The sequence below is a fragment of the Streptomyces griseiscabiei genome (assembly GCF_020010925.1).
In the GTDB taxonomy this organism is placed as follows: domain Bacteria; phylum Actinomycetota; class Actinomycetes; order Streptomycetales; family Streptomycetaceae; genus Streptomyces; species Streptomyces griseiscabiei.
This window is the reverse complement of record NZ_JAGJBZ010000001.1, coordinates 820,128-843,976: the sequence shown is the minus strand read 5'-3', so window position 1 is coordinate 843,976 and position 23,849 is coordinate 820,128. Positions and strand designations below refer to the sequence as shown.

General features: G+C 69.3%; 18 protein-coding genes. 16 read left to right on the top strand and 2 right to left on the bottom strand.

Going from position 1 to position 23,849, the window contains the following annotated elements; all coding sequences use genetic code 11:
* Window positions 1-19: 19 nt before the first annotated feature.
* The 3 genes from J8M51_RS03620 (at window position 20) to clpX (ending at window position 2,884) form a co-directional block, all read left to right on the top strand.
* Window positions 20-634 carry an ATP-dependent Clp protease proteolytic subunit gene (locus tag J8M51_RS03620; protein ID WP_086762708.1) on the top strand — a complete coding sequence of 205 codons (615 nt, stop codon included), beginning with the start codon at window positions 20-22 and terminating at the stop codon, window positions 632-634.
* A 79-nt stretch (window positions 635-713) separates the two neighbouring features.
* Window positions 714-1,394, top strand: a complete 681-nt coding sequence (locus J8M51_RS03615; protein ID WP_013003578.1) for an ATP-dependent Clp protease proteolytic subunit — start codon at window positions 714-716, stop codon at window positions 1,392-1,394.
* A 203-nt stretch (window positions 1,395-1,597) separates the two neighbouring features.
* Entirely contained in the window at window positions 1,598-2,884 is a 1,287-nt protein-coding gene (clpX, locus tag J8M51_RS03610; RefSeq protein WP_086762710.1) for an ATP-dependent Clp protease ATP-binding subunit ClpX, read from the top strand.
* A 64-nt stretch (window positions 2,885-2,948) separates the two neighbouring features.
* On the opposite strand, the gene J8M51_RS03605 is transcribed toward clpX, so the two are convergent.
* Window positions 2,949-3,920 (bottom strand): hypothetical protein, encoded by a 972-nt coding sequence (locus J8M51_RS03605; RefSeq protein ID WP_267298957.1) that lies wholly within the window; start codon window positions 3,918-3,920, stop codon window positions 2,949-2,951.
* Window positions 3,921-4,057: 137 nt separating this feature from the next.
* Here J8M51_RS03605 and J8M51_RS03600 point away from each other — a divergent pair, with 137 nt between their 5' ends.
* From J8M51_RS03600 to J8M51_RS03550, 11 genes are all read left to right on the top strand, one after another.
* A complete protein-coding gene (locus J8M51_RS03600; protein ID WP_086753311.1) occupies window positions 4,058-6,688 on the top strand; it encodes a valine--tRNA ligase in 2,631 nt (876 codons plus the stop codon).
* A gap of 206 nt (window positions 6,689-6,894) precedes the next feature.
* Window positions 6,895-8,403, top strand: coding sequence for a bifunctional tetrahydrofolate synthase/dihydrofolate synthase (folC, locus tag J8M51_RS03595; protein WP_086753309.1), 1,509 nt, complete (start codon window positions 6,895-6,897; stop codon window positions 8,401-8,403).
* Between the two features lie 10 nt (window positions 8,404-8,413).
* Window positions 8,414-8,767, top strand: coding sequence for a DUF4233 domain-containing protein (locus tag J8M51_RS03590; protein ID WP_086753307.1), 354 nt, complete (start codon window positions 8,414-8,416; stop codon window positions 8,765-8,767).
* 76 nt (window positions 8,768-8,843) lie between these two features.
* Window positions 8,844-9,257, top strand: a complete 414-nt coding sequence (ndk, locus tag J8M51_RS03585) for a nucleoside-diphosphate kinase (RefSeq protein WP_086753305.1) — start codon at window positions 8,844-8,846, stop codon at window positions 9,255-9,257.
* 422 nt (window positions 9,258-9,679) lie between these two features.
* A complete protein-coding gene (locus tag J8M51_RS03580; protein ID WP_005479350.1) occupies window positions 9,680-10,699 on the top strand; it encodes a rod shape-determining protein in 1,020 nt (339 codons plus the stop codon).
* A gap of 174 nt (window positions 10,700-10,873) precedes the next feature.
* Complete coding sequence (gene mreC, locus J8M51_RS03575; RefSeq protein WP_086753303.1) at window positions 10,874-11,824, top strand: rod shape-determining protein MreC; 951 nt, start codon at window positions 10,874-10,876, stop codon at window positions 11,822-11,824.
* A gap of 28 nt (window positions 11,825-11,852) precedes the next feature.
* Window positions 11,853-12,524 carry a rod shape-determining protein MreD gene (mreD, locus tag J8M51_RS03570; RefSeq protein ID WP_086753301.1) on the top strand — a complete coding sequence of 224 codons (672 nt, stop codon included), beginning with the start codon at window positions 11,853-11,855 and terminating at the stop codon, window positions 12,522-12,524.
* Between the two features lie 117 nt (window positions 12,525-12,641).
* Entirely contained in the window at window positions 12,642-14,912 is a 2,271-nt protein-coding gene (mrdA, locus tag J8M51_RS03565) for a penicillin-binding protein 2 (protein ID WP_086753299.1), read from the top strand.
* On the top strand, window positions 14,909-16,105 hold the full coding sequence (gene rodA / locus J8M51_RS03560; protein ID WP_086753297.1) for a rod shape-determining protein RodA: 1,197 nt from the start codon (window positions 14,909-14,911) through the stop codon (window positions 16,103-16,105). The genes mrdA and rodA overlap by 4 nt, the downstream gene beginning before the upstream one ends.
* A gap of 88 nt (window positions 16,106-16,193) precedes the next feature.
* Window positions 16,194-17,759 (top strand): CYTH and CHAD domain-containing protein, encoded by a 1,566-nt coding sequence (locus tag J8M51_RS03555; protein WP_086753295.1) that lies wholly within the window; start codon window positions 16,194-16,196, stop codon window positions 17,757-17,759.
* 78 nt (window positions 17,760-17,837) lie between these two features.
* The gene (locus J8M51_RS03550; protein WP_086753293.1) at window positions 17,838-19,790 is read left to right on the top strand and encodes a TIGR03960 family B12-binding radical SAM protein; all 1,953 of its coding nucleotides are present in this window, start codon (window positions 17,838-17,840) and stop codon (window positions 19,788-19,790) included.
* Window positions 19,791-19,872: 82 nt separating this feature from the next.
* On the opposite strand, the gene J8M51_RS03545 is transcribed toward J8M51_RS03550, so the two are convergent.
* On the bottom strand, window positions 19,873-21,408 hold the full coding sequence (locus tag J8M51_RS03545) for a collagen-like domain-containing protein (protein WP_086761939.1): 1,536 nt from the start codon (window positions 21,406-21,408) through the stop codon (window positions 19,873-19,875).
* Between the two features lie 249 nt (window positions 21,409-21,657).
* Between J8M51_RS03545 and J8M51_RS03540 the strand changes: the two genes are divergently transcribed.
* The gene (locus J8M51_RS03540; RefSeq protein ID WP_179203412.1) at window positions 21,658-22,734 is read left to right on the top strand and encodes a hypothetical protein; all 1,077 of its coding nucleotides are present in this window, start codon (window positions 21,658-21,660) and stop codon (window positions 22,732-22,734) included.
* A gap of 48 nt (window positions 22,735-22,782) precedes the next feature.
* Entirely contained in the window at window positions 22,783-23,625 is an 843-nt protein-coding gene (locus J8M51_RS03535) for a TIGR03936 family radical SAM-associated protein (protein WP_086761937.1), read from the top strand.
* The last annotated feature ends 224 nt before the right edge of the window (window positions 23,626-23,849 follow it).

The following is a 23,849-nucleotide window of genomic DNA, read 5'->3' as shown; positions in this document are numbered from 1 at the left end:
TGGATACGTGACGAATCTGATGCCCTCCGCCGCCGGCGAGCCTTCCATCGGCGGTGGCCTCGGCGACCAGGTCTACAACCGGCTGCTCAACGAGCGGATCATCTTCCTCGGCCAGCCGGTCGACGACGACATCGCGAACAAGATCACCGCACAGCTGCTGCTCCTTGCCGCAGACCCTGACAAGGACATTTACCTCTACATCAACAGCCCCGGCGGCTCCATCACGGCCGGTATGGCGATCTACGACACGATGCAGTTCATCAAGAACGACGTCGTGACGATCGCCATGGGCCTCGCGGCCTCGATGGGCCAGTTCCTGCTCAGCGCGGGCACCCCCGGCAAGCGCTTCGCGCTGCCGAACGCCGAGATCCTGATCCACCAGCCCTCGGCCGGCCTGGCCGGTTCGGCCTCGGACATCAAGATCCACGCCGAGCGGCTGCTGCACACCAAGAAGCGTATGGCGGAGCTGACCTCCCAGCACACGGGCCAGACCGTCGAGCAGGTGACGCGCGACTCGGACCGTGACCGCTGGTTCGACGCCTTCGAGGCCAAGGAGTACGGCCTCATCGACGACGTGATCCCCACGGCCGCCGGTATGCCGGGCGGCGGCGGCACCGGGGCCGGGCAGGAGTGACGGCACCCGCCGCCACCCTCACCCCCGCAAAGCCCCCAGCCGACCGCCTCAGCCCCTCTCAGGCTTCCAGGAGACCACAGTGAACGACTTCCCCGGCAGCGGCCTCTACGACGGCGCACGCTCCCAGTACTCGGGCCCGACGGCCGAGTCCCGTTATGTCATCCCGCGCTTCGTCGAGCGCACCTCGCAGGGCATCCGTGAGTACGACCCGTACGCGAAGCTCTTCGAGGAGCGGGTGATCTTCCTCGGGGTGCAGATCGACGACGCCTCCGCCAACGACGTCATGGCGCAGCTGCTGTGCCTGGAGTCGATGGACCCCGACCGGGACATCTCGGTCTACATCAACAGCCCCGGCGGCTCTTTCACGGCGCTCACCGCGATCTACGACACGATGCAGTTCGTGAAGCCCGACATCCAGACGGTCTGCATGGGCCAGGCGGCCTCCGCCGCCGCGATCCTGCTGGCCGCCGGTACGCCGGGCAAGCGCATGGCGCTGCCGAACGCCCGCGTCCTGATCCACCAGCCGTACAGCGAGACGGGCCGCGGTCAGGTCTCCGACCTGGAGATCGCCGCCAACGAGATCCTCCGGATGCGTGGTCAGCTGGAGGACATGCTGGCCAAGCACTCCACCACGCCGATCGAGAAGATCCGCGAGGACATCGAGCGCGACAAGATCCTCACGGCCGAGGACGCGCTGTCGTACGGCCTGATCGACCAGATCATCTCCACGCGGAAGATGAACAACAACAACGTCCGCTGACCGCGGAAAGGCTGTAATGTCTGCCGCCCCTTGACATGGTTGGCACCGTTTGACCCAGTGCACGACAAGGTGCACGTCAAAGCGAACCGTGCCAAGGGGGGCCCGAACGGGGGGCCAGGCAAGGTACCGTCGACATAAGGCAGCACCAGGAGCCGCTGGATTCCAATCGTCCAGTCGACTCCCAGGCGAAGGGGAAGCACACCGTGGCACGCATCGGTGACGGCGGCGATCTGCTCAAGTGCTCGTTCTGCGGCAAGAGCCAGAAGCAGGTCAAGAAGCTCATCGCAGGGCCCGGTGTGTACATCTGCGACGAGTGCATCGACCTCTGCAACGAGATCATCGAGGAAGAACTCGCGGAGACCAGCGAGGTCCGCTGGGAGGAACTCCCGAAGCCCCGCGAGATCTACGAGTTCCTGGAGGGGTACGTAGTCGGTCAGGAGGCGGCCAAGAAGGCGCTCTCCGTAGCGGTCTACAACCACTACAAGCGGGTCCAGGCCGGCGAGAACGGCGGCGGTCAAAGCCGCGAGGACGCCATCGAGTTGGCGAAGTCCAACATCCTGCTGCTGGGCCCCACGGGCTCCGGCAAGACCCTCCTCGCCCAGACCCTCGCGCGCATGCTGAACGTCCCGTTCGCGATCGCCGACGCGACCGCGCTGACGGAGGCCGGCTATGTCGGCGAGGACGTCGAGAACATCCTGCTGAAGCTGATCCAGGCGGCGGACTACGACGTCAAGAAGGCCGAGACGGGCATCATCTACATCGACGAGATCGACAAGGTGGCCCGAAAGAGCGAAAACCCGTCCATCACCCGCGACGTATCGGGTGAGGGCGTGCAGCAGGCCCTCCTGAAGATCCTGGAAGGCACGACGGCCTCGGTCCCCCCGCAGGGCGGCCGTAAGCACCCGCACCAGGAATTCATCCAGATCGACACCACGAACGTCCTGTTCATCGTCGGCGGCGCCTTCTCCGGCCTGGAGAAGATCATCGAGTCCCGGGCCGGCGCCAAGGGCATCGGCTTCGGCGCCACGATCCGCTCGAAGCGCGAGCTGGAGTCCAAGGACCAGTTCGAGGACGTCATGCCGGAGGACCTGGTCAAGTTCGGCATGATCCCCGAGTTCATCGGCCGCCTCCCCGTCATCACCTCCGTCCACAACCTGGACCGCGAGGCCCTCCTCCAGATCCTGATCGAGCCCCGCAACGCCCTGGTGAAGCAGTACCAGCGCCTCTTCGAACTCGACGGCGTGGAGCTGGACTTCGAGCGCGAGGCCCTCGAAGCCATCGCCGACCAGGCCATCCTCCGCCAGACCGGCGCCCGCGGTCTGCGCGCCATCATGGAGGAAGTCCTCATGTCGGTCATGTACGAGGTCCCGTCCCGCAAGGACGTCGCCCGCGTGGTCATCAACGCCGACGTGGTCCGCTCCAACGTCAACCCCACCCTGATCCCGCGCGACGCCCGCGGCCGGGGACCGGGCGAGCAGAAGACGGCGTAGCCCGAAGGCGATGCCGACATCGAAAGGGGCCCCGGTCAACAGACCGGGGCCCCTTCGAGGTTGATCAGATCTTGACGCGAACCTCGTTGCGGAGCTTGGCCGTGATGTCGGCCGCGTCCTCGGGTTCGGTGCTCTTGCCCGCGGCGACGTCGGCGAACTCCATCGGCAGGGCGAAGCCGAGGGTGCTGTAGTCGCCCCACACGCAGTAGGTCATGTTCACCTTCTTCGGCTCGGTCGCCGAAGTGCTGTCGGAGTTGTCCATCTGGACCTCCTGGCACTTCAGGACGGCGCCGTCGAGGGCGTCGGGGGTGTACTCCTTCGGGTCGCCGACGAAGGTGACGTCGCCGTCCTCCTTCTGGGCGTCCTTCTTCATGAAGGCGAAGAAACCGTCGACCGCCGCCTCGGGGTCCTCGATCTCGCCGTAGACGCCACCGAACGAGAGCATCTTCCCGGCGAGCGGGTTGCTCTCGTCGCCCGACTGGTAGTTGGCGTTGACGTCCTTGGGGTTCTTGACACCCCAGTTCTCGGCGTCCTTCAGATCGTCCTCGGACATGGCGCCGCTGTCGCCGCCGCCTTCGGCCTTCTTGTACTCGCTGAGCACCGTCGCCGGCGTCGTCAGCTTGTGCGGCCCGTCGTCCGCGATGTCCGCGCCGGCGCCCCCGCCGAACACGAGGTACGCGCCCACCGCGACCGCCGCCACCACGGCGACCGCGCCGAGGATGATGCCGACCTTCTTGCCGCCACCGCCGGAGGCGACCGGCGGCTGCGGCACCGTCGGGTAGGGCTGCTGACCGTACGGGGCCTGCTGGCCGTACGCCTGCTGCTGACCGTAGGGCGGGGTCTGGGGCGGGACGCCCTGGGGGGCCTGCTGGGGGTAACCGTAGCCGGGCTGCTGCTGCGGAGGTGCCTGCTGCGGGTAGCCGTAGCCGGGCTGGGGGGCGGCCTGCGGCGGCTGCTGGCCGTAGGGGCCCGGCTGTCCGTACGGTCCGGGCTGCTGGGGCTGCCCGCCGTACGGGCCCGGCTGGTTGTGACTCATGTTCTGGGTTCCCCTCCAGATGCTTATGTGTTCCTGACATCCTGGCGCAAACACGATGGGTCCCACGCACCGGGGGTCACACCGTTACGGAAGAATCGGGTTTCGGGACCACCCCGTGACACCCCTAAACTGGGCGGGTGACCGAGAACGCTCAGCAGCAGCCTCCAGCGCCCGCCACCGATCTGCCGACCCAGTACGCGCCGGCCGATGTAGAGGGGGCGCTGTACGAGCGCTGGGTAGAGCGTGGTTACTTCGCGGCCGACGCCAAGAGCGACAAGCCCGCGTACACCATCGTCATCCCCCCGCCGAACGTCACCGGCAGCCTGCACCTCGGCCACGCCTTCCAGCACACCCTCATGGACGCCCTCACGCGCCGTAAGCGCATGCAGGGTTACGAGGCCCTGTGGCTCCCCGGCATGGACCACGCCGGCATCGCCACGCAGAACAAGGTCGAGCAGCAGCTCGCCGAAGAGGGCAAGTCCCGCCACGACTTGGGGCGCGAGGAGTTCGTCGAGCGCGTCTGGCAGTGGAAGGAGGAGTACGGCGGCAAGATCCTCGGCCAGATGCGCCGCCTCGGCGACGGAGTCGACTGGGACCGCGAGCGGTTCACCATGGACGAAGGCCTGTCCAAGGCCGTCCAGACCATCTTCAAGCGGCTCTACGACGACGAGTTGATCTACCGGGCCGAGCGCATCATCAACTGGTGTCCCCGCTGTCTCACCGCGATCTCCGACATCGAGGTCGAGCACCAGGAGGACGCCGGCGAGCTGGTCTCCATCCGGTACGGCGAGGGGGACGACAGCCTGGTCGTCGCCACGACCCGCGCCGAGACGATGCTCGGTGACACCGCCGTCGCCGTCCACCCGGACGACGAGCGGTACCAGCACCTCATCGGCAAGCTGATCAAGCTCCCGCTCACCGACCGCTCCATCCCGGTCGTCGCGGACACCCATGTCGACCCCGAGTTCGGCACCGGCGCGGTCAAGGTCACGCCGGCCCACGACCCGAACGACTTCGCGATCGGCCAGCGCCACGACCTGCCCTCCATGACGATCATGGACGAGCACGGTGTCATCACCGTCCACGGCCCCTTCCTCGGCCAGGACCGCTTCGAGGCCCGCTCCGCCGTCGTCGGCGCGCTGCGTTCGCAGGGCCGGATCGTCGCCGAGAAGCGGCCGTACACCCACTCCGTCGGCCACTGCTCGCGCTGCAAGACCACGGTCGAGCCGCGCCTGTCCATGCAGTGGTGGGTCAAGGTCGGCCCCCTGGCCAAGGCGGCCGGTGACGCCGTCCGCGACGGCCGGGTCAAGATCCACCCCGAGGACATGTCGAAGCGCTACTTCGACTGGGTCGACAACATGTACGACTGGTGCATCTCGCGCCAGCTCTGGTGGGGCCACCGCATCCCCGTCTGGTACGGCCCGAACGGCGAGACGGTCTGCGTCGGCCCCGACGAGCAGCCGCCCGGCACGGAGGCCGAGGGCTGGACCCAGGACACCGACGTCCTGGACACCTGGTTCTCCTCCGGCCTGTGGCCGTTCTCCACGCTCGGCTGGCCCGAACAGACCGCGGACCTGCGGAAGTTCTACTCCACCGACGTCCTGCTCACCGGCCACGACATCATCTTCTTCTGGGTCGCCCGGATGATGATGTTCGGCCTCTACGCCATGGACGGCGAGGTCCCCTTCAAGACCATCGCGCTGACCGGCCTGGTCCGCGACGAGCGCGGCAAGAAGATGTCGAAGTCCTTCGGCAACGTCGTGGACCCGCTCGACTGGATGGACAAGTACGGCTCCGACGCGCTCCGCTTCACCCTCGCGCGCGGCGCCAACCCGGGCACCGACGTCCCGATCGGCGAGGACTGGGTCCAGGCCTCCCGCAACTTCGCCAACAAGATCTGGAACGCCACCCGCTTCGCCCTGATGAACGGCGCGACGGTCGAGGGCCCGCTGCCGGAGGCGTCGAAGCTCTCGGCGACCGACCGCTGGATCCTCGCCCGCCTCAACGAGACCGTCGAGCAGGTCGACGCGTACTACGAGGACTTCCAGTTCGCCAAGCTCAGCGACGCCCTGTTCCACTTCGCGTGGGACGAGGTCTTCGACTGGTACGTCGAGCTGTCCAAGACGACGTTCCAGGCGGGCGGCGAGCCGGCCGAGGTCAGCAAGCGCGTCCTGGGAGAGGTCCTGGACGTCACCCTGCGCCTGCTCCACCCGGTCGTCCCGTTCGTCACGGACACCCTGTGGACCACGCTGACCGGCGGCGAGTCCCTCGTCATCGCCGACTGGCCGGGGGACAGCGGCTTCCGCGACGACGCCGCCGAGCGCGAGATCGAGCTGGTCCAGCAGGTCGTCACCGAGGTCCGCCGGTTCCGCGCCGACCAGGGCCTCCAGCCCGGCCAGCGCGTCCCGGCCCGCCTCACGCTCGACGGTACGGTCCTCGCCCCGCACGAGGCCGCGATCCGTCAGCTCCTGCGCCTCCAGCCCGAGGGCGAGGGCTTCGCGGCCACCGCGACCCTGCCGGTGGCGGGCGCCGAGGTCGCCCTCGACCTCTCCGGCGTCATCGACGTCGCCGCCGAGCGCAAGCGCCTCGCGAAGGACCTCGCGGCCGCCGAGAAGGAGAAGTCCCAGGCCACGGCCAAGCTCGGCAACGAGGCGTTCCTCGCCAAGGCCCCGGACCAGGTCGTCGACAAGATCCGCGGACGCCTCGCGAAGGCGGACGAGGACATCGCCCGCATCGCCGCCCAGCTGGACCGCCTGCCGCAGGCGTAGCGGTCCGTATGTACACACGAAGGCCCCGATGCTTCACGGCACCGGGGCCTTCTGCCGCGTCGGGGCGCCTGGCGAGCGCCGGTTTCCCAAGGGGCGCGGGGAACTGCGCGAGCAACGTCCCACTCACCCGCAGCCGCCCGAAGGCCCGCACCCCCACCCCATGAGGCGCCCACAGCCCGGCAGAGCCAAACTCGTAGACTGACCCCGTGAGCGAACGCAGTGACACGCAGCCCGACCCGATCGACCCCTTCGAGGAGATCATCGCCGCGGAGACCGACCGGGATCCGGACCTCGCGGTGATCGAGGCCGGCAGCCGCACCCTGCGTACCCAGGGCGGCGCCCCGCAGGACGGTGTCCCGGCCCGCCCCACCGACCCGGCCGTCGACAAGGCGCTCCGCGCGGTCGAGACGGAACTGGCCGGCCGCTGGGGCGAGACCAAGCTGGAACCCTCGGTCACGAGGATCGCCGCGCTGATGGACGTCCTGGGCGAGCCCCAGCGCTCGTACCCCTCGATCCACATCACCGGCACCAACGGCAAGACCTCCACCGCCCGCATGATCGAGGCCCTCCTCGGCGCCTTCGAGCTGCGCACCGGCCGCTACACCTCCCCGCACGTCCAGTCGATCACCGAGCGCATCAGCCTCGACGGCGCCCCGATCTCCGCCGAGCGGTTCATCGAGACGTACGAGGACATCAAGCCGTACATCGAGATGGTCGACGCGGCGCAGGAGTACCGGCTCTCCTTCTTCGAGGTGCTGACCGGCATGGCGTACGCCGCCTTCGCCGACGCCCCCGTGGACGTGGCGGTCGTCGAGGTCGGCATGGGCGGCACCTGGGACGCCACCAACGTCATCGACGGCGACGTCGCCGTGGTCACCCCCATCGACCTCGACCACACCGACCGGCTCGGCGAGACGCCCGCCGAGATCGCCGTCGAGAAGTCGGGGATCGTCAAGCAGGACGCGACCGTGATCCTGGCGCAGCAGCCGGTGGACGCGGCGCAGGTGATGCTGAAGAAGGCCGTGGAGGTCGACGCGACCGTGGCCCGGGAGGGCCTGGAGTTCGGCGTCGTCTCCCGGCAGGTCGCCGTCGGCGGGCAGATGCTCACCCTGCGCGGCCTGGGCGGCGAGTACCCCGAGGTCTACCTCCCGCTGCACGGCCCGTACCAGGCGCACAACGCGGCCGTCGCCCTCGCCGCCGTCGAGGCGTTCTTCGGCGTCGGCTCCCAGCGCCCCGAGCCGCTCGACATCGACACGGTCCGCAAGGCGTTCGCGGCGGTCTCCTCACCGGGCCGGCTCGAAGTCGTACGGCGGTCCCCGACCGTCGTCCTCGACGCCGCCCACAACCCGGCGGGCGCACGGGCCACGGCCGAGGCCGTCGGAGAGGCGTTCGACTTCAGCCGGCTGATCGGCGTCGTCGGGGCCAGCGGCGACAAGAACGTACGGGGGCTCCTGGAGGCCTTCGAACCGATCTTCGCCGAGGTCGTGATCACCCAGAACACCAGCCATCGCGCGATGGACGCCGACGAGCTGGCCGGGATCGCGGTCGAGGTGTTCGGCGAGGAGCGGGTGCAGGTCGAACCGCGGCTGCCGGACGCCCTGGAGGCGGCGATCACGCTCGCCGAGGAGGAGGGCGAGTTCGCGGGCGGTGGCGTCCTCGTCACCGGTTCCGTCATCACCGTCGGCGAGGCCCGGCTGCTGCTGGGGAAGGGCTGATCTCCACACCATGCGTACTCTCTGTTCTTCTACCCTGATCGGCGAGTTCTTCGTGATCGGCTTCGCCGGGCTGGTCGCCATGAAGGATCCGGATCTGGCCATGTCGACGGTCTGGACGGTCAGCGGCGTCGCCATGTTCCTGTGCGTCCTGCTGTGCGGCGTCGTCACCCGGCCCGGCGGCGTCCAGCTCGGCTGGGCCCTGCAGATCGCGCTGATCCTCTCCGGCTTCTTCGTGCCGACCATGTTCTTCATGGGCGCGGTCTTCGCCGCCCTGTGGTGGGCCTCGGTCCACTTCGGCCGCAAGGTCGACGAGGCGAAGGCCCGCTTCGCGGCGCAGACGGCCGGCGAGGCCGGGGCATCCTGACGCTGCGTAACACGGTGCCGGACGGGCCCTGTAGCCTCTGAGCTCCGCACCCGTGTGAAACGAAGGAGTCACCACAGTGAGCCAGCGCACCCTCGTCCTGCTCAAGCCCGACGCCGTCCGGCGTGGTCTGACAGGCGAGATCATCAGCCGAATCGAGCGGAAGGCCGGCTGGCAGATCACCGCGCTGGAACTGCGGACCCTGGACCAGGAGACGCTGGAGCAGCACTACGGCGAGCACAAGGGCAAGCCGTTCTACGAGCCGCTCGTCGAGTTCATGGCCTCCGGCCCGGTCGTCGCGCTGGTCGTCGAGGGCGAGCGGGTCATCGAGGGCGTGCGGGCGCTGGCCGGCCCGACGGACCCGATCGCCGCCCAGCCCGGTTCCATCCGCGGTGACTACGGCGTCATCGTCCGGGAGAACCTCATCCACGCGTCGGACTCCGAGGAGTCCGCCGAACGCGAGCTGAAGATCTTCTTCCCCGGGCGCGTGTGAGCCCAGGGCCTCTCCGGGCTCAGGAGACGCCTGAGCCCGGGACGCGCACAGTCGCGTCCGTGACGGCGGGGGCCGGTGATCGGTCCCGCTCCCGCCGCCTCTACTCTTCTCGCAACACGGCCACCACCCACACGGCCTAGCCCCAGGCTGACCAGCCATCTCCGCCGAAATTCCGGCCGTACAACGGCATATGCGGGGCGATCGCGGGAACGCGCACCCCCGATGGATCGTCTCCAGAGGCGAGGCGGCGCATCGCATGCCCACAATGGCGAAGACCCTCGCGCAGTGTTCGTGCGGGCGAGACTACGATGTAAGCCTTCACGTCACAGCACCCACTTCGCCGACCCGAAAAAGCCTGAAAGGCACTCAAAAGCCCTCAGTGCCCTCCTGGGAAGGCCACACGAATCCTGATGGGGAACTCAATGTCGTTCATCGGCCGTGACATGGCTGTCGACCTCGGGACCGCCAACACGCTGGTGTACGTCAGGGGTCGCGGGATCGTACTGAACGAGCCGTCCGTCGTCGCGATCAACACCAACACCGGTGGCATTCTCGCGGTCGGCGCGGAAGCGAAGAAGATGATCGGGCGGACCCCCGGCAACATCGTTGCCGTACGTCCGCTGAAGGACGGTGTCATCGCCGACTTCGAGATCACCGAGCGGATGCTCCGCTACTTCATCCTGAAGATCCACAAGCGGCGGTATCTCGCCCGTCCTCGGGTCGTCGTCTGCGTGCCGTCCGGCATCACCGGTGTCGAGCGTCGCGCCGTCATCGAGGCGTCCTCCCAGGCCGGCGCTCGTCAGGTGCACATCATCGAGGAGCCCATGGCCGCGGCCATCGGCTCCGGCCTGCCGGTCCACGAGGCCACGGGCAACATGGTGGTGGACATCGGCGGCGGCACCACGGAGGTCGCGGTCATCTCGCTCGGCGGCATCGTCACCGCCCAGTCCATCCGCGTCGCGGGCGACGAGTTGGACAACGCGATCATCCAGCACATCAAGAAGGAGTACTCGCTCCTCCTCGGTGAGCGGACGGCTGAACAGATCAAGATCACGATCGGTTCGGCGTACGACCTCGACGCTGACGAGCACACCGAAATCCGCGGCCGGGACCTGGTGTCCGGGCTGCCCAAGACCGTCGTCATCTCCGCCGGAGAAGTGCGGAAGGCGATCGAGGAACCCGTCAACGCCATCGTCGATGCCGTCAAGACGACCCTCGACAAGTGCCCTCCGGAGCTGTCCGGCGACATCATGGACCGCGGCATCGTCCTGACCGGCGGCGGCGCCCTGCTCCGCGGCCTGGACGAGCGGCTGCGCCGGGAGACCGGAATGCCGATCCATATCGCCGAGGACCCGCTGGACAGCGTGGCGCTCGGCTCCGGCAAGTGCGTCGAGGAGTTCGAGGCGTTGCAGCAGGTGCTCGACGCCCAGCCCCGCAGATGACGTAACGCTTCGATTCCGCCGTACGGGACGTTCTCTTCTCGTGCGGCGGATCGTTGATATAGAGGCATAAGCTCCCACAATGCGCCCCTACGGTTCCCGGCCCGGGATTCCGAGGGGCTACCCGAATTCCCCAATTTCTGTCGAATTCCTATGAGGAAGGCACGGCCGCCGCACGTGAGGGACACACGAGAGAGCCGGCTGCTCCTGGTGCTGCTGATCGCCGTCGCGTTCGCGCTGATCACGGTGGACATCCGCGGCGGGGAGGACTCACCGGTCGACGGTGCCCGACGTGGAGCCGCCACCGTCTTCGGCCCGATCGAGGACGGCGTCTCCACCGCCGTCGACCCGATCGGCAACGCCATAAGCGCCGTCCGCGACTCCGGCTCCCGCCACGACCGCCTCGCCGCGCTGGAGAAGGAGAACGCCGAACTGAAGGCGTCCCTCGGCAGCGACGACCGCAACAGCAGCAGGCTCAAACAGCTCGACAAGATGCTGAAGACCGCCGCGAACGGCCAGTACGGCATCAAGGGCGCCGAGGTCATCGCCATAGGAGCGGCCCAGGGCTTCTCCTGGACCGTCACCATCGACATCGGCCGCGACGACGGCGTCACCCGCGACATGACCGTCCTCAACGGCGACGGGCTTGTCGGCCGCGTCACCACCGTCGGGCCGAACACCGCGACCGTCCTCCTCGCCAACGACCCCGACTTCACCGTCGGCACCCGTATGGAGGCCACCGACGAACTCGGCTTCGCCTCCGGCCAGGGCGACCGCCCGCTGCGCGTCGAACTCCTCAACGGCAAGGCCAAGGTCAAGGCGGGCGACCGCCTGGTCACCTTCGGCTCACAGGCCGACAAGCCGTTCGTCCCCGGCGTCCCGGTCGGTCTCGTCTCCAAGGTCGACCCCTCCGGCGGTGACCTCACCCGCACGATCTACGTGAAGCCGTTCGTGGCCTTCACCCAGCTCGACATCGTCGGCGTCGTCGTCCAGCCGCCCCGCAAGGACCCCCGCGACACCGTCCTGCCGGCCAAGCCGAAGGCCACCCCCACGCCGACCGTGACCGTCACGGTCACCCCGGGCGCGGACGAACCCGGCGGCACCGACGGACAGTCGCAAGAGCAGTAGACGTAGGACAGTAGGAGCTGACCCCTTCATGCGCTTCAACCGGATGCTGCTCTCCACCACCCTGGTGATCGTCGCCCTGGTGATCCAGGTGAGCGTCCTCGCCCGACTCCATCTCCCGGGCGCCGTCCCCGATCTGGTGCTCCTCACCGTGCTCGGCCTCGCCCTGGTCTACGGCCATGTCGGCGGCGCCCTCATCGGCTTCGGCGCCGGGCTGCTGTCCGACCTCGCGCCCCCCGCCGACCACGCGGCCGGCCGGTACGCCCTGGTCCTCTGCGTCATCGGCTACCTCGCCGGGCTCGCGAAGCCCGAGACCGGCCGCCTGAAGTCGGCCACCGGGCCCATGGCCGTGGTCGTCGTGGCCGCGCTCGGCGCGACCCTGCTGTACGCCGGTGTCGGCGCCCTCGTCGGCGACGACGCCGCCCGCCATGTCGGCCTGACCAGCCTGCTGTTCACCGCCGCGCTCTACGACCTGCTGCTCGCGCCCTTCGTCGTCCCCGGTGTCATGGCGCTCGCCCGGCGTGCCGAGAACGACCCGCTCGCCGAGACCAACAGCGCCGCCAAGGCGCCCGACGTCTCCTCCGGCTGGCTCTCCGGAGGCACCGGCCTGAGCATCGGCAACCAGCGCGGCGGACTCCGGCTCAAGGCCGCGAGGTCCCGGGTGGCCCGGGCGGGACGCATCAAGGGGGTCAAGCGGCTGTGAACAGCCACGAGTTCACTCGAACGAGTGCGCCAGGGCGGAACGGACCTTCACCGGCCGGCCGTTCTTCATGCGTACGAGTCCACAACCCGTCGGCGTACTGAGAGGGGGAGACAGGCAGTGACCAACATCCCGGAGACCGGGCGGACCCCACGGGTCCAGATCCGGCTCATCATCATCCAGATCCTCGTCTTCTCCCTCCTCGGCACCCTCGGCGGCCGCCTCTGGTACCTCCAGATCCGCGAGGGCGACGCCTACGCCAAGGAGGCCTCCGGCAACCACGTCCAGCAGGTCGTGCAGCCCGCCGTGCGCGGCTCGATCCTGGACGCCCGCGGAGTGCCGATCGCGGACAACGAGACCCGGCTGGTCGTCTCCGCCTCCCGCACCGACCTGTTGAAGATGGACGACGACGGCAAGGCCGTCCTCACCAAGCTCGCCGGCGTCCTGGACATGAAGCCCAGGGACGTCATGGACAAGGTCCGGCTCTGCGACTCCGAGACCCCCCAGCCCTGCTGGAACGGCTCGCCCTACCAGCCGATCCCCATCACCGACGAGGCCACCGCCAAGCAGGCCCTGCAGATCCGCGAGCGCTCCGAGGACTTCCCCGGCATCACCGCCGAGCCCCAGGCCGTCCGCCGGTACGCCAGCCCAGGCGGCTCCAAGACCTCGCAGGTCCTCGGCTATCTCTCCCCGGTGACCGACGAGGAGATCACCAAGGCCCAGGACACCGACTCGCCGTACCTCCGCTCCGACCAGGTCGGGCGCTCCGGCCTGGAGCGTCAGTACGACAAGGAGCTGCGCGGCAAGGCCGGCGTCACCCGGTACGAGGTCGACAACCTCGGCCGTGTCATCGGCGAGGCCGAGGCCGACCCCGCCCAGCCCGGCGCCAACCTGGTCACCAGCGTCGACGCCCGCGTCCAGCGCATCGCGGAGTACGAGCTGAACGACGCGATGAAGGAAGCCCGCAAGATCGTCGACCGCAACACGGGCACGCACTACAAGGCCGACTCCGGGGCCGTCGTCGTGATGGAGGCCAAGACCGGCCGTGTCGTCGCCATGGCCTCCAACCCGGACTACGACCCGAACGCCTGGGTCGGCGGCATCTCCGCCAAGGACTACGCCAGGCTCACCGGCAAGAAGTCCAACTACCCGCTGCTGAACCGCGCGATCCAGGGCCAGTCGGCCCCCGGCTCCGTCTTCAAGGTGATCCCGACGGCCGCCGCGGTGAACGCGGGCTACTCTTTCAACGGCCCCTACCAATGCTCCAGTTCGTACTCGATCGGCGGCCAGGTCTTCAAGAACTTCGAGTCCCAGAGCCACGGCGCGATCAGCCTCGGCAAGGCGCTGGAGGTCTCCTGCGACACCGTCTTCTACCGCCTCTCCCACGAGGAGTGGAAGCGCGACGGCGGCATCAAGCCCAAGAAGGGCGCCAACGACTGGTTCTACAAGACCGCCCACCAGTTCGGCCTCGGCGCCGAGACCGGCATCGACCTGCCCAACGAGGTCACCGGCCGCATCCCGGACCGCAAGTGGAAGCAGGACTACTGGAAGGCCAACAAGGACGCCTGGTGCAAGTACGGCAAGAAGGGCGGCTCGTACGCCGAGCAGATCGCCTACGAGAACTGCCTCGAAGGCAACCGCCTGCGCGCCGGTGACTCCGTCAACTACTCCATCGGCCAGGGCGACACCCTCGTCACCCCCATCCAGATGGCCACCATCTACGCGGCCATCTCCAACGGCGGCACCCTCTACGACCCCACCGTCGGCAAGGCGGTCATCAGCGCCGACGGCAAGCACGTCCAGGAGATCGCACCCAAGTCGCACGGCAAGCTGCCGATGACGAAGAAGACCCTCGGCGAGATAGACGAAGCGCTGGAAGGGGTCGCGACCCGCGGTACGGCGGCCTGGCGCTTCGAGGGCTGGCCGCAGGACAAGATCCCGATGCACGCCAAGACGGGTACGGCCGAGGTCTACGGCAAGCAGACGACCTCCTGGTTCACCACGTACACCAAGGACTACTCGATCGTCATGACGATCTCCCAGGGTGGTACGGGCTCCGGCGCCTCGGCCCCCGCCGTGCGCAAGCTGTACAACGCGCTGTACGGCGTCTCCGAGGACGGCAAGATCGACAAGAAGAAGGCGCTCCTGCCCACCCCGCAGAAGGGTCTGCCGAAGATCGAGTCCGACGGCTCGATCGACGCCCCGAAGCTGGAGAAGTACCCGCCGAAGAAGAGCGCGGAGGAGAAGGCGGCCGAGGACGCCCGGACCCTGGCCGCCGGGCCGCTCGCCCAGCCGGTGTCCCTGCCCGACCTGGCGGCGATCGTCAGCACACGGGGGAGCGGCGGAAACCGCGCCGCCCGTCGAGGAGAGAGGCGGCGGGTGGCCGTATGACCGGCAACAGCTTCTCCGTCTCCGGGTACGGTCCCGAACGCTCCGGCTGGACCCGGCTGTTCGCCCGTGACTCGCTCGCCCGCCGGCTCGACTGGCCGATACTGTTCTCGGCCATCGCGCTCTCCCTGATCGGCGTGGCCCTCGTCTACTCGGCGACCCGCAACCGCACCGAACTCAACCAGGGCGACCCGTACTACTTCCTCTTCCGGCACCTGCTCAACACCGGCATCGGCTTCGCCCTGATGATCGGCACGGTCTGGCTCGGCCACCGCACCCTGCGCACGGCCGTGCCGATCCTGTACGGCATCTCGGTCCTGCTGATCCTGCTGGTGCTGACCCCGCTGGGCGCGACGATCAACGGCGCCCACGCGTGGATCGTCATCGGCGGCGGCTTCTCGCTCCAGCCCTCGGAGTTCGTGAAGATCACGATCATCCTGGGGATGGCGATGCTGCTGGCGGCCCGGGTGGACGCCGGCGACAAACCCCACCCGGACCACCGCACGGTCGTCCAGGCCCTCGGTCTCGCCGCCGTCCCGATACTGATCGTCCTGCTCATGCCCGACCTCGGCTCGGTCATGGTCATGGTGGTCATCGTGCTCGGTGTCCTGCTGACCTCCGGCGCCTCCAACCGGTGGGTTCTCGGGCTCATCGGCACGGGCGCCACGGGCGCGATCGCCGTCTGGCAGCTCGGAGTGCTCGACGAATACCAGATCAACCGCTTCGCGGCCTTCGCCAACCCCGAGCTGGACCCGGCGGGCGTGGGCTACAACACCAACCAGGCCCGGATCGCCATCGGCTCCGGCGGACTGCTCGGCACCGGGCTGTTCAAGGGCTCGCAGACCACCGGGCAGTTCGTGCCCGAGCAGCAGACCGACTTCGTCTTCACGGTGGCGGGGGAGGAGCTCGGGTTCGTGGGCGCCGGGCTGATCATCCTGCTGCTCGGGGTCGTCCTGTGGCGGGCCTGCCGCATCGCCCGCGAGACCACCGAGCTGTACGGCACGATCGTGGCCGGCGGCATCATCGCCTGGTTCGCGTTCCAGTCCTTCGAGAACATCGGCATGACCCTCGGCATCATGCCGGTGGCGGGCCTGCCGCTGCCGTTCGTGTCGTACGGCGGATCCTCGATGTTCGCGGTGTGGGTGGCGGTGGGGCTGCTGCAGTCCATCAGAGTGCAGCGCCCGATGTCGGCGTAGGGCTCGGCGCTTCTTCGGGGCAGGCCTCCGCTCCCCTCCGGGGCGCGATGGTCTGCCCCTTTGCCGAATATGCGACTAGATTCATTTCATGGCGGACACCAAGCGCGAGATCGAGCGGAAGTACGAGTCCGACGAGAGCGGCCTGCCGGACCTCACCGGTGTGGCCGGGGTCGCGACCGTCATAGACAAGGGCGTGGCGGAGCTGGACGCCGTCTACTACGACACCCCCGACGAACGCCTCGCCGCCGCGTCCATCACTCTGCGTCGCCGCACGGGCGGCAGCGACGCGGGCTGGCATCTGAAGTTCCCGGTCTCCTCGGGTGTACGGGACGAGATCCGGGCCCCGCTGTCCGACACGTTGCCCGACGAACTCGCCGGGCTGGTCCGCTCCCGGGTCCGGACCACCGAACTGGTCCCGCTGGTCCGTCTCCTCTCCTCCCGCGACGTCAGCGAACTGCTCGACGCGGACGGCGCGCTCCTCGCCGAGGTCAGTGTGGACGCCGTGGTCGCCGAGCGTCTCACCGAGGACGGCCGGACCTCCCAGTGGTCCGAGATCGAGGTGGAACTCGCCGACGAGGGTGATCCCGCGTTCCTCGACAAGGTCGAGAAGAAGCTGCGCAAGGCGGGCGTACGGCCGTCGGACTCACCGTCGAAGCTCGCCAGGGCCCTTCAGGAGACGGCCCCCAAGAAGGGCCGGAAGAAAGACAAGAACAAAGACAAGAACAAAGAGAAGACGGATCGGACGAAGGCCGGGGCGGTGGCTCCGGTCGAGCCCGTCACCCCCGGTGATCATGTCCTCGTCTACGTCTGTGCCCAGCGTGACGCGATCGTCGAGCTCGATCCCGCTGTCCGCCGGGACGTCTTCGACTCCGTCCACAGCATGCGGGTCGCCACGCGCCGGCTGCGCAGCACCTTCAAGTCGTTCGGGAAGGTGCTGGACCGGGCAGTCACGGACCCCATCGGCGACGAACTGAAGTGGCTCGCGGGAGAACTGGGCGTCGACCGTGACCAGGAAGTCCTGACGGAACGGCTCACCGAGGCACTGGACGCCCTCCCCGAGACCCTGGTGACGGGCCCGGTCCACGCACGGCTGCGCGCCTGGTCGCGGAAGGACGGCGGCGGCAGCGGCCCCCGCAGGGAACTGATCGAGGCGCTGGACGGACAGCGGTATCTGGAGCTGCTGGAGTCCCTCGACGCCGTGATCGCGGACCCGCCGCTGCTCGAAGCCGCCGGAGGTGATCCCGAGAAGGTGATCACCAAGGCGGTCCGGAAGGACTTCGCCAAGGTGGCGACCCTCGTCGAGGAGGCCCTGGCACAGCCGTCCGGCGCCGACCGCGACCTCGCCATGCACGAGGCCCGCAAGAAGACCAAGCGCACCCGCTACGCGGCCGAGGCGGCGCACCCCCTGCTCGGCAAGCCGGCCAAGGCGCTGGTCAAGGACATGAAGTCCCTGCAGACCCTGCTCGGCGACCACCAGGACAGCGTGATGGCCCGCGAGGCCCTGCGCGACCTCGCCCACCAGGCCCACGCGGCACCGGGGGAGAGCGCCTTCACCTACGGACTGCTGTACGGCAGGGAGGAACGGCGGGCGGAGCTGGCGGAGGCGGCGCTGCCGGAGACATGGGCGAAGATCAGGGCGGACGTGCCCTTCTGATGCGGGCGTGCGAGGGGTGTCTCCGGGGGCGTTACGCTAGATGGTCACCCCTGTCAGCTCACGAAGGTAACTCCCGCGATGACAGTCGAGTCGGTCTTCCCACAGCTAGAGGCCCTGCTCCCGCATGTGCAGAAGCCGATCCAGTACGTGGGCGGTGAGCTGAACTCCACCGTCAAGCCGTGGGAGTCCGCGGACGTCCGCTGGGCGCTGATGTACCCGGACGCGTACGAGGTCGGTCTGCCCAACCAGGGCGTCATGATCCTCTACGAGGTCCTCAACGAGCGTGAGGGCGTCCTCGCCGAGCGCACGTACAGCGTGTGGCCGGACCTGGAGGCGCTGATGCGTGAGCACGACGTCCCGCAGTTCACCGTCGACGGCCATCGCCCGGTGAAGGCCTTCGACGTGTTCGGTCTGTCCTTCTCCACGGAGCTGGGCTACACCAACATGCTGACCGCGCTGGACCTGGCCGGGATCCCCCTGGAGTCCAGGGACCGCACGCTCGACGACCCGATCGTGCTGGCCGGCGGCCACGCGGCCTTCAACCCCGAGCCGATCGCCGACTTCATCGACGCGGCGATCATCGGCGACGGCGAGCAGGCCGTGCTCGACATGACCGAGATCATCCGCGCCTGGAAGGCCGAGGGCCGGCCGGGAGGCCGCGAGGAGGTCCTGCTCCGTCTCGCGAAGACCGGCTCGGTCTACATCCCGGCCTTCTACGACGTCGAGTACCTCCCCGACAGCCGTATCGGCCGCGTCGTGCCGAACAGGTCGGGTGTCCCGTGGCGGGTGTCCAAGCACACCGTCATGGACCTCGACGAGTGGCCGTACCCCAAGCAGCCGCTGGTCCCGCTCGCCGAGACGGTCCACGAGCGCATGTCCGTGGAGATCTTCCGCGGCTGCACCCGCGGCTGCCGCTTCTGCCAGGCGGGCATGATCACCCGCCCGGTCCGCGAGCGCTCCATCACCGGCATCGGCGACATGGTCGAGAAGGGCCTGAAGGCGACCGGCTTCGAGGAGGTCGGCCTGCTCTCCCTCTCCTCCGCCGACCACAGCGAGATCGGCGACATCGCCAAGGGCCTCGCGGACCGGTACGAGGAGGACAAGGTCGGTCTGTCCCTCCCCTCGACCCGCGTGGACGCCTTCAACGTCGACCTCGCCAACGAGCTGACGAGGAACGGCCGCCGCTCCGGTCTGACCTTCGCCCCCGAGGGCGGCTCCGAGCGCATGCGCAAGGTCATCAACAAGATGGTCTCGGAGGAGGACCTGATCCGGACCGTCTCCACCGCGTACGGCAACGGCTGGCGCCAGGTGAAGCTGTACTTCATGTGCGGCCTGCCGACCGAGACCGACGAGGACGTCCTCCAGATCGCCGACATGGCGATGAACGTGATCGCCGAGGGCCGCAAGGTCTCCGGCCAGAACGACATCCGCTGCACGGTGTCGATCGGCGGGTTCGTCCCCAAGCCGCACACCCCGTTCCAGTGGGCGCCGCAGCTGAGCGCCGAGGAGACGGACGCGCGTCTGGAGAAGCTCCGCGACAGGATCCGCGGCGACAAGAAGTACGGCCGCTCCATCGGCTTCCGCTACCACGACGGCAAGCCCGGCATCGTCGAGGGCCTGCTGTCGCGCGGCGACCGCCGTATCGGCTCCGTCATCCGCGCGGTCTACGAGGACGGCGGCCGCTTCGACGGCTGGCGCGAGCACTTCTCCTACGACCGCTGGATGAGCTGCGCGGACAAGGCCCTCGCCGACTTCGGTCTCGACGTCGACTGGTACACCACCCGCGAGCGCACCTACGAGGAGGTCCTCCCCTGGGACCACCTCGACTCCGGCCTCGACAAGGACTGGCTCTGGGAGGACTGGCAGGACGCCCTCGACGAGACCGAGGTCGAGGACTGCCGCTGGACGCCGTGCTTCGACTGCGGGGTGTGCCCGCAGATGGACACGCACATCCAGATCGGCCCTACGGGCAAGAAGCTGCTGCCGTTGACGGTGAAGCAGCCGGTGGGGAGTGGGCAGCACAGCCACTGACCGGCCGCGGGCCCGCGGGCTCTGGTCGTGAGGGGTGTCCGGAGGGCCGGTCGGCCGTGCTCCGGGCACCCCTTCTCACGTGTTAGCTGCCGCTCACGCGGGGGGTGACGATCGAGCCGCCGTTGACGATGTTGTCCGAGGGCTGGAGCTCGACCCGGTACCAGGGGCGCGGGTTGCCGCGGGCGTCGTCGCAGTTCAGGGTGGCGTGGGGGCGGGTGTCGACCGGGACGCAGGTGGTCTCCCAGACCTGGCCCACGGTGGTGACGACGTTGAACTTGACGAGGCCCTTGTCGGCGCTCGCGTGGCCGCCGTTGTACTGGCCCTTGTCCTCGCCGTGGTCCTTGCCGGTGCCCGTGCCGCTGCTGCCGGTGCCGTGGTCCTTGCCCGTGTCCGCACCGGTCGTCTGGGTCGCGCTCTGGGGCTGACCCTGGCTGTGGCTCTGGCCGGTCTGCTGCGTCTGGCTCTGGGCGGTGCCCTGCGTGTGGCTCTGGCCCGTCTGCTGGGTGTGACCCTGGCCGGTGCTCTGGCCGGTGCCCTGGCTGTGGCTCTGCCCCGTGCCCGTGCCCTGGCTGTGGCCGGTCCCGGTCCCGGTGCCGGTGCTGTGCTCCTTGCCGGTCTCCTTGCCCGTGTCCTTGCCCGTCTCCTTCTGACCGTGTTCCTGGGTGTCGTCGGGCGAGTGCGTGTTGACGGAGACACCGCAGGCGTGGCCGACGTGGCGGCCCTGTGAATCACGGCCGCCCGAGGGGAAGTTGGGGTGGGTGCTCAGGTCGGTCCACAGGAACGGGTGGGAGGCCTTGCCCTGGAGGTCGCGGATGCCGGCGAAGACCCGCCCCTTGGACAGGACGACCCGGAACTCGCGCTTCTTGGAGTCCTGCGCGGCGTCGATGTCGGCGCAGGGGCCGGTGGGTCCGGCAGGGCCAGTGGGGCCTGCGGGGCCGGCCGGTCCGGCGGGGCCGGTGGACCCGGCCGGGCCCGCGGGGCCTACCGTGCCGGGCTCGCCCTGGTCACCCTTCGGGCCGATCTCGCCAGGGTCGCCCTTCTCGCCCTTGGGACCGGGGACGGTGCCGCCGGGGTCACCCTTGTCGCCCTTGGGGCCGATCTCGCCCTGGGGACCCTGAGGGCCGGTCTCGCCCTGGGGACCCTGAGGCCCGGTGTCGCCGGTCTCGCCGGTGTCGCCCTTCATCCCGGGCTTGCCCGGCTTCCCGGGCTCACCCTTCGGTCCGACCGGCCCGGCGGGTCCCTGCGGCCCGGGAGGCCCCTCCGGTCCGGGTGGCCCGGTCGGGCCCCCGGGCTCCTGCTCGCACTGGTCGTCGTTGCCGCCGAGTGCCGTCGTACGCGCGTGGCCGTCCTGGTCGTACCAGTCGGACGAGCCGTCGTGCTCGGCCTGGTGCTGCCCGTTGTCGTCGTGGTGCTCGCCGTGTTCGTCGGCGGGAGGGCATTCGTCGTTGCCGGCTCTCGTCGTGGTGGAGTGCTCGGACACGCTTCGCGTTGCCGCGGAGGCGGGGCCGGTCAGTCCGGCCGTCACCGCCAGCGCGAGTGAGGCGACAGTGCCGACCTGGGTGACTCTGTGGCGGGCCAGCGGGCCTATCAGCGACATCGTCCTGCGCTCAGGACTCATCTATGTGCTCCTCTTCGGCCGGTTCGGGGCATTTCCCCTCGCTCGATCGTGAGCCTCACCCCTGTCCACCGACCCGACCAGCGCGCTGGACCGGACGGGGACGTAGATCATCAAATCGGCCTAAGTGGTCGTCACGGGTGGGCTAATTCAGGGCTGTGAGTGGTTAGTTGCGAGGTGGCAGGAGGTACGTGACGCGATTCGTGGACGATCGGGTGCATCCGGACAGGGCGCTGAGGCGTCTACGTCGTCATGGACCTGGAGAAGAAGCCCGCGCGGCAGCCGGTCGCCCGGCAGCCGATGCCGGCGCGACAGGCGCCCGAGGGGTGCCTCGCCGTCGCGATCCGGGTTCCCGTGCGGATCGTCGTGCTCGTGCTGGTCGTTCCGGTGCGGATGGTGTGGGACGCGCTCGTGGTGGCCGGGCGGTTCCTGACGGACACCGTGCTGCGGCCGCTGGGCCGGGCGGCGCTGTGGGTCGGCAGGGCCGTCCTCGTGTGGCCGTGGGTGGCGCTGTGGCGGTACGTCGTCGTGCCCGTCGCCCAGGGGATCGGGTGGCTCGGGTACCGGCTGCTGGTCGTTCCGTCGGTGTGGGTGTACCGGTACGCGCTGACCCCTGTGGGTCACGCGATCGCCTGGCTGGCCACCGGGGTCCGGGCCGGGCTGGCGTGGCTGTACCGGTGGACCCTGACGCCGCTCGGGCACGGGATCGCGTGGCTGGTGCGGTACCTCCTCGTCGTACCGGCGCTGTGGACGTACCGGTATGCGCTGACGCCCGTGGGGCACGCGATCGCGTGGGTGGCCCTGGGCGTGGTGTGGCTCGTGCGGATGGTCCTCACCGGGATCTGGCTCGGCGTCTACTGGACGCTGCGGGTGCTGCTCGTGCTGCCCGCGGTCGCGGTGTGGCGTTGGGTGCTCGCCCCGGTCGGGCGGATGCTCGCCGTCGTCGGACGGGAGATCGGGGACGCGCTCGGGCACGCGTGGCGGGTGGCGGGGCGGATCTCGCTGGCCGTCGGGCGGTTCCTGGCGGGCCTCTTCCGGTGGATCTTCGTCGAACCGACGCGGTGGGTGTACCGGACCGTCCTCACGCCCGCCGGTCATGTCGTACGGGACGTCGTGTGGAAGCCGGTCGCGGAGGCCGGGCGCGCGGTGGCCCGCACCACCCGGCAGGCCCTGGCCACCGCCCGTGAATCCGTCCGCCAGGCTCGCGCAAGTGTGCGATCGGCGCTCTTCGGACGACCGGCGGAGCCGGAGCCCGTCCACAGGCGGGAACCGGGAGCCGCCGAGCCACGTACTCTTGGTAGAAGTACGACCGCTCTCACGAAGGACTGAACGACACTGGGCAAGCGACAGCCCGAAGGCCCGCCGCCCGCACCCGCGGTGCAGCGCATCCGACTGCGCTACACCAAGCGCGGCCGCCTCCGGTTCACCAGCCACCGTGACTTCCAGCGCGCCTTCGAGCGTGCGCTGCGCCGTGCCGAGGTGCCGATGGCGTACTCGGCGGGGTTCACGCCGCATCCGAAGGTGTCGTACGCCAATGCCGCACCCACCGGCACGGGCAGTGAGGCGGAATATCTGGAGATCGCGCTCACCGACGCGCGCGACCCGGAGAAGCTCAGGATCCTGCTCGACGAGTCGCTGCCCACCGGCCTCGACATCGTCGACGCGGTCGAGGCCCGGACCTCCGGGCTCGCCGACCGGCTCACGGCCTCCGTGTGGGAGCTGCGCCTGGAAGGCGTGGACACCGAGGAGGCCGGGCGCGCGGTCGAGGCCTTCAAGGCGGCGGACCTCGTCGAGGTCCAGCGCAGGACCAAGAACGGCGTACGGACCTTCGACGCGAGGGAAGCCGTCGTCGAACTCGACAGCCGTGACGGACGGGACGCACGGGAAGGACGTGCCGGGAGCGTCGGATCCGACGGCTCCGGGATGCCCGGTCCACTGGCTGATAGGCCGACGGACCAGCCCTGTGCGATACTGCGCCTGGTTGTTCGGCACGTGACGCCTGCCGTACGACCCGACGACGTCCTGTCCGGTCTCCGCGCCGTGGCCGACCTGGCGCCGCCGGTCCCCGCAGCGGTGACCAGGCTGGCGCAGGGGCCTTTCGATGAAGAGACCGGCACGGTGACCGACCCGCTCGCGCCCGACCGCGAGGCAGCGCCGGCCCCCTCAACGGCCGAACCCGCTGCCGCCGCGAAGGCGTCGGCGCCGGTGGGTCCCGCGTAGGGACGGACGTCGTAGCGCCGCCCTCTGATCCGGGTGCCACCTGGGTCGGGCAGCGCACCGACCACAAGACTTTCGCCAGGCCGTACGCAACATGGCGTACGGAACCGGCGAGACAGGACACAGAGAGCTCCCGTGCGGCGCCCGCGCCCCGGACGGCGGCAGTCGCGCACGACGCGAACCGCGGACGTCACCGGCCACGCCGGACCGGGTGCGGCGCCCGGGAG

Coding starts and splice junctions, on each gene's coding strand:
- J8M51_RS03590 (WP_086753307.1), top strand. CDS start 8,414: ATGCGTACTCTCTGTTCTTCTACCCTGATCGGCGAGTTCTTCGTGATC.
- J8M51_RS03555 (WP_086753295.1), top strand. CDS start 16,194: ATGGCGGACACCAAGCGCGAGATCGAGCGGAAGTACGAGTCCGACGAG.
- J8M51_RS03550 (WP_086753293.1), top strand. CDS start 17,838: ATGACAGTCGAGTCGGTCTTCCCACAGCTAGAGGCCCTGCTCCCGCAT.
- J8M51_RS03540 (WP_179203412.1), top strand. CDS start 21,658: ATGGACCTGGAGAAGAAGCCCGCGCGGCAGCCGGTCGCCCGGCAGCCG.
- mreD (WP_086753301.1), top strand. CDS start 11,853: ATGCGCTTCAACCGGATGCTGCTCTCCACCACCCTGGTGATCGTCGCC.
- J8M51_RS03580 (WP_005479350.1), top strand. CDS start 9,680: ATGTCGTTCATCGGCCGTGACATGGCTGTCGACCTCGGGACCGCCAAC.
- J8M51_RS03545 (WP_086761939.1), bottom strand. CDS start 21,408: ATGAGTCCTGAGCGCAGGACGATGTCGCTGATAGGCCCGCTGGCCCGC.
- J8M51_RS03605 (WP_267298957.1), bottom strand. CDS start 3,920: ATGAGTCACAACCAGCCGGGCCCGTACGGCGGGCAGCCCCAGCAGCCC.
- rodA (WP_086753297.1), top strand. CDS start 14,909: ATGACCGGCAACAGCTTCTCCGTCTCCGGGTACGGTCCCGAACGCTCC.
- J8M51_RS03620 (WP_086762708.1), top strand. CDS start 20: ATGCCCTCCGCCGCCGGCGAGCCTTCCATCGGCGGTGGCCTCGGCGAC.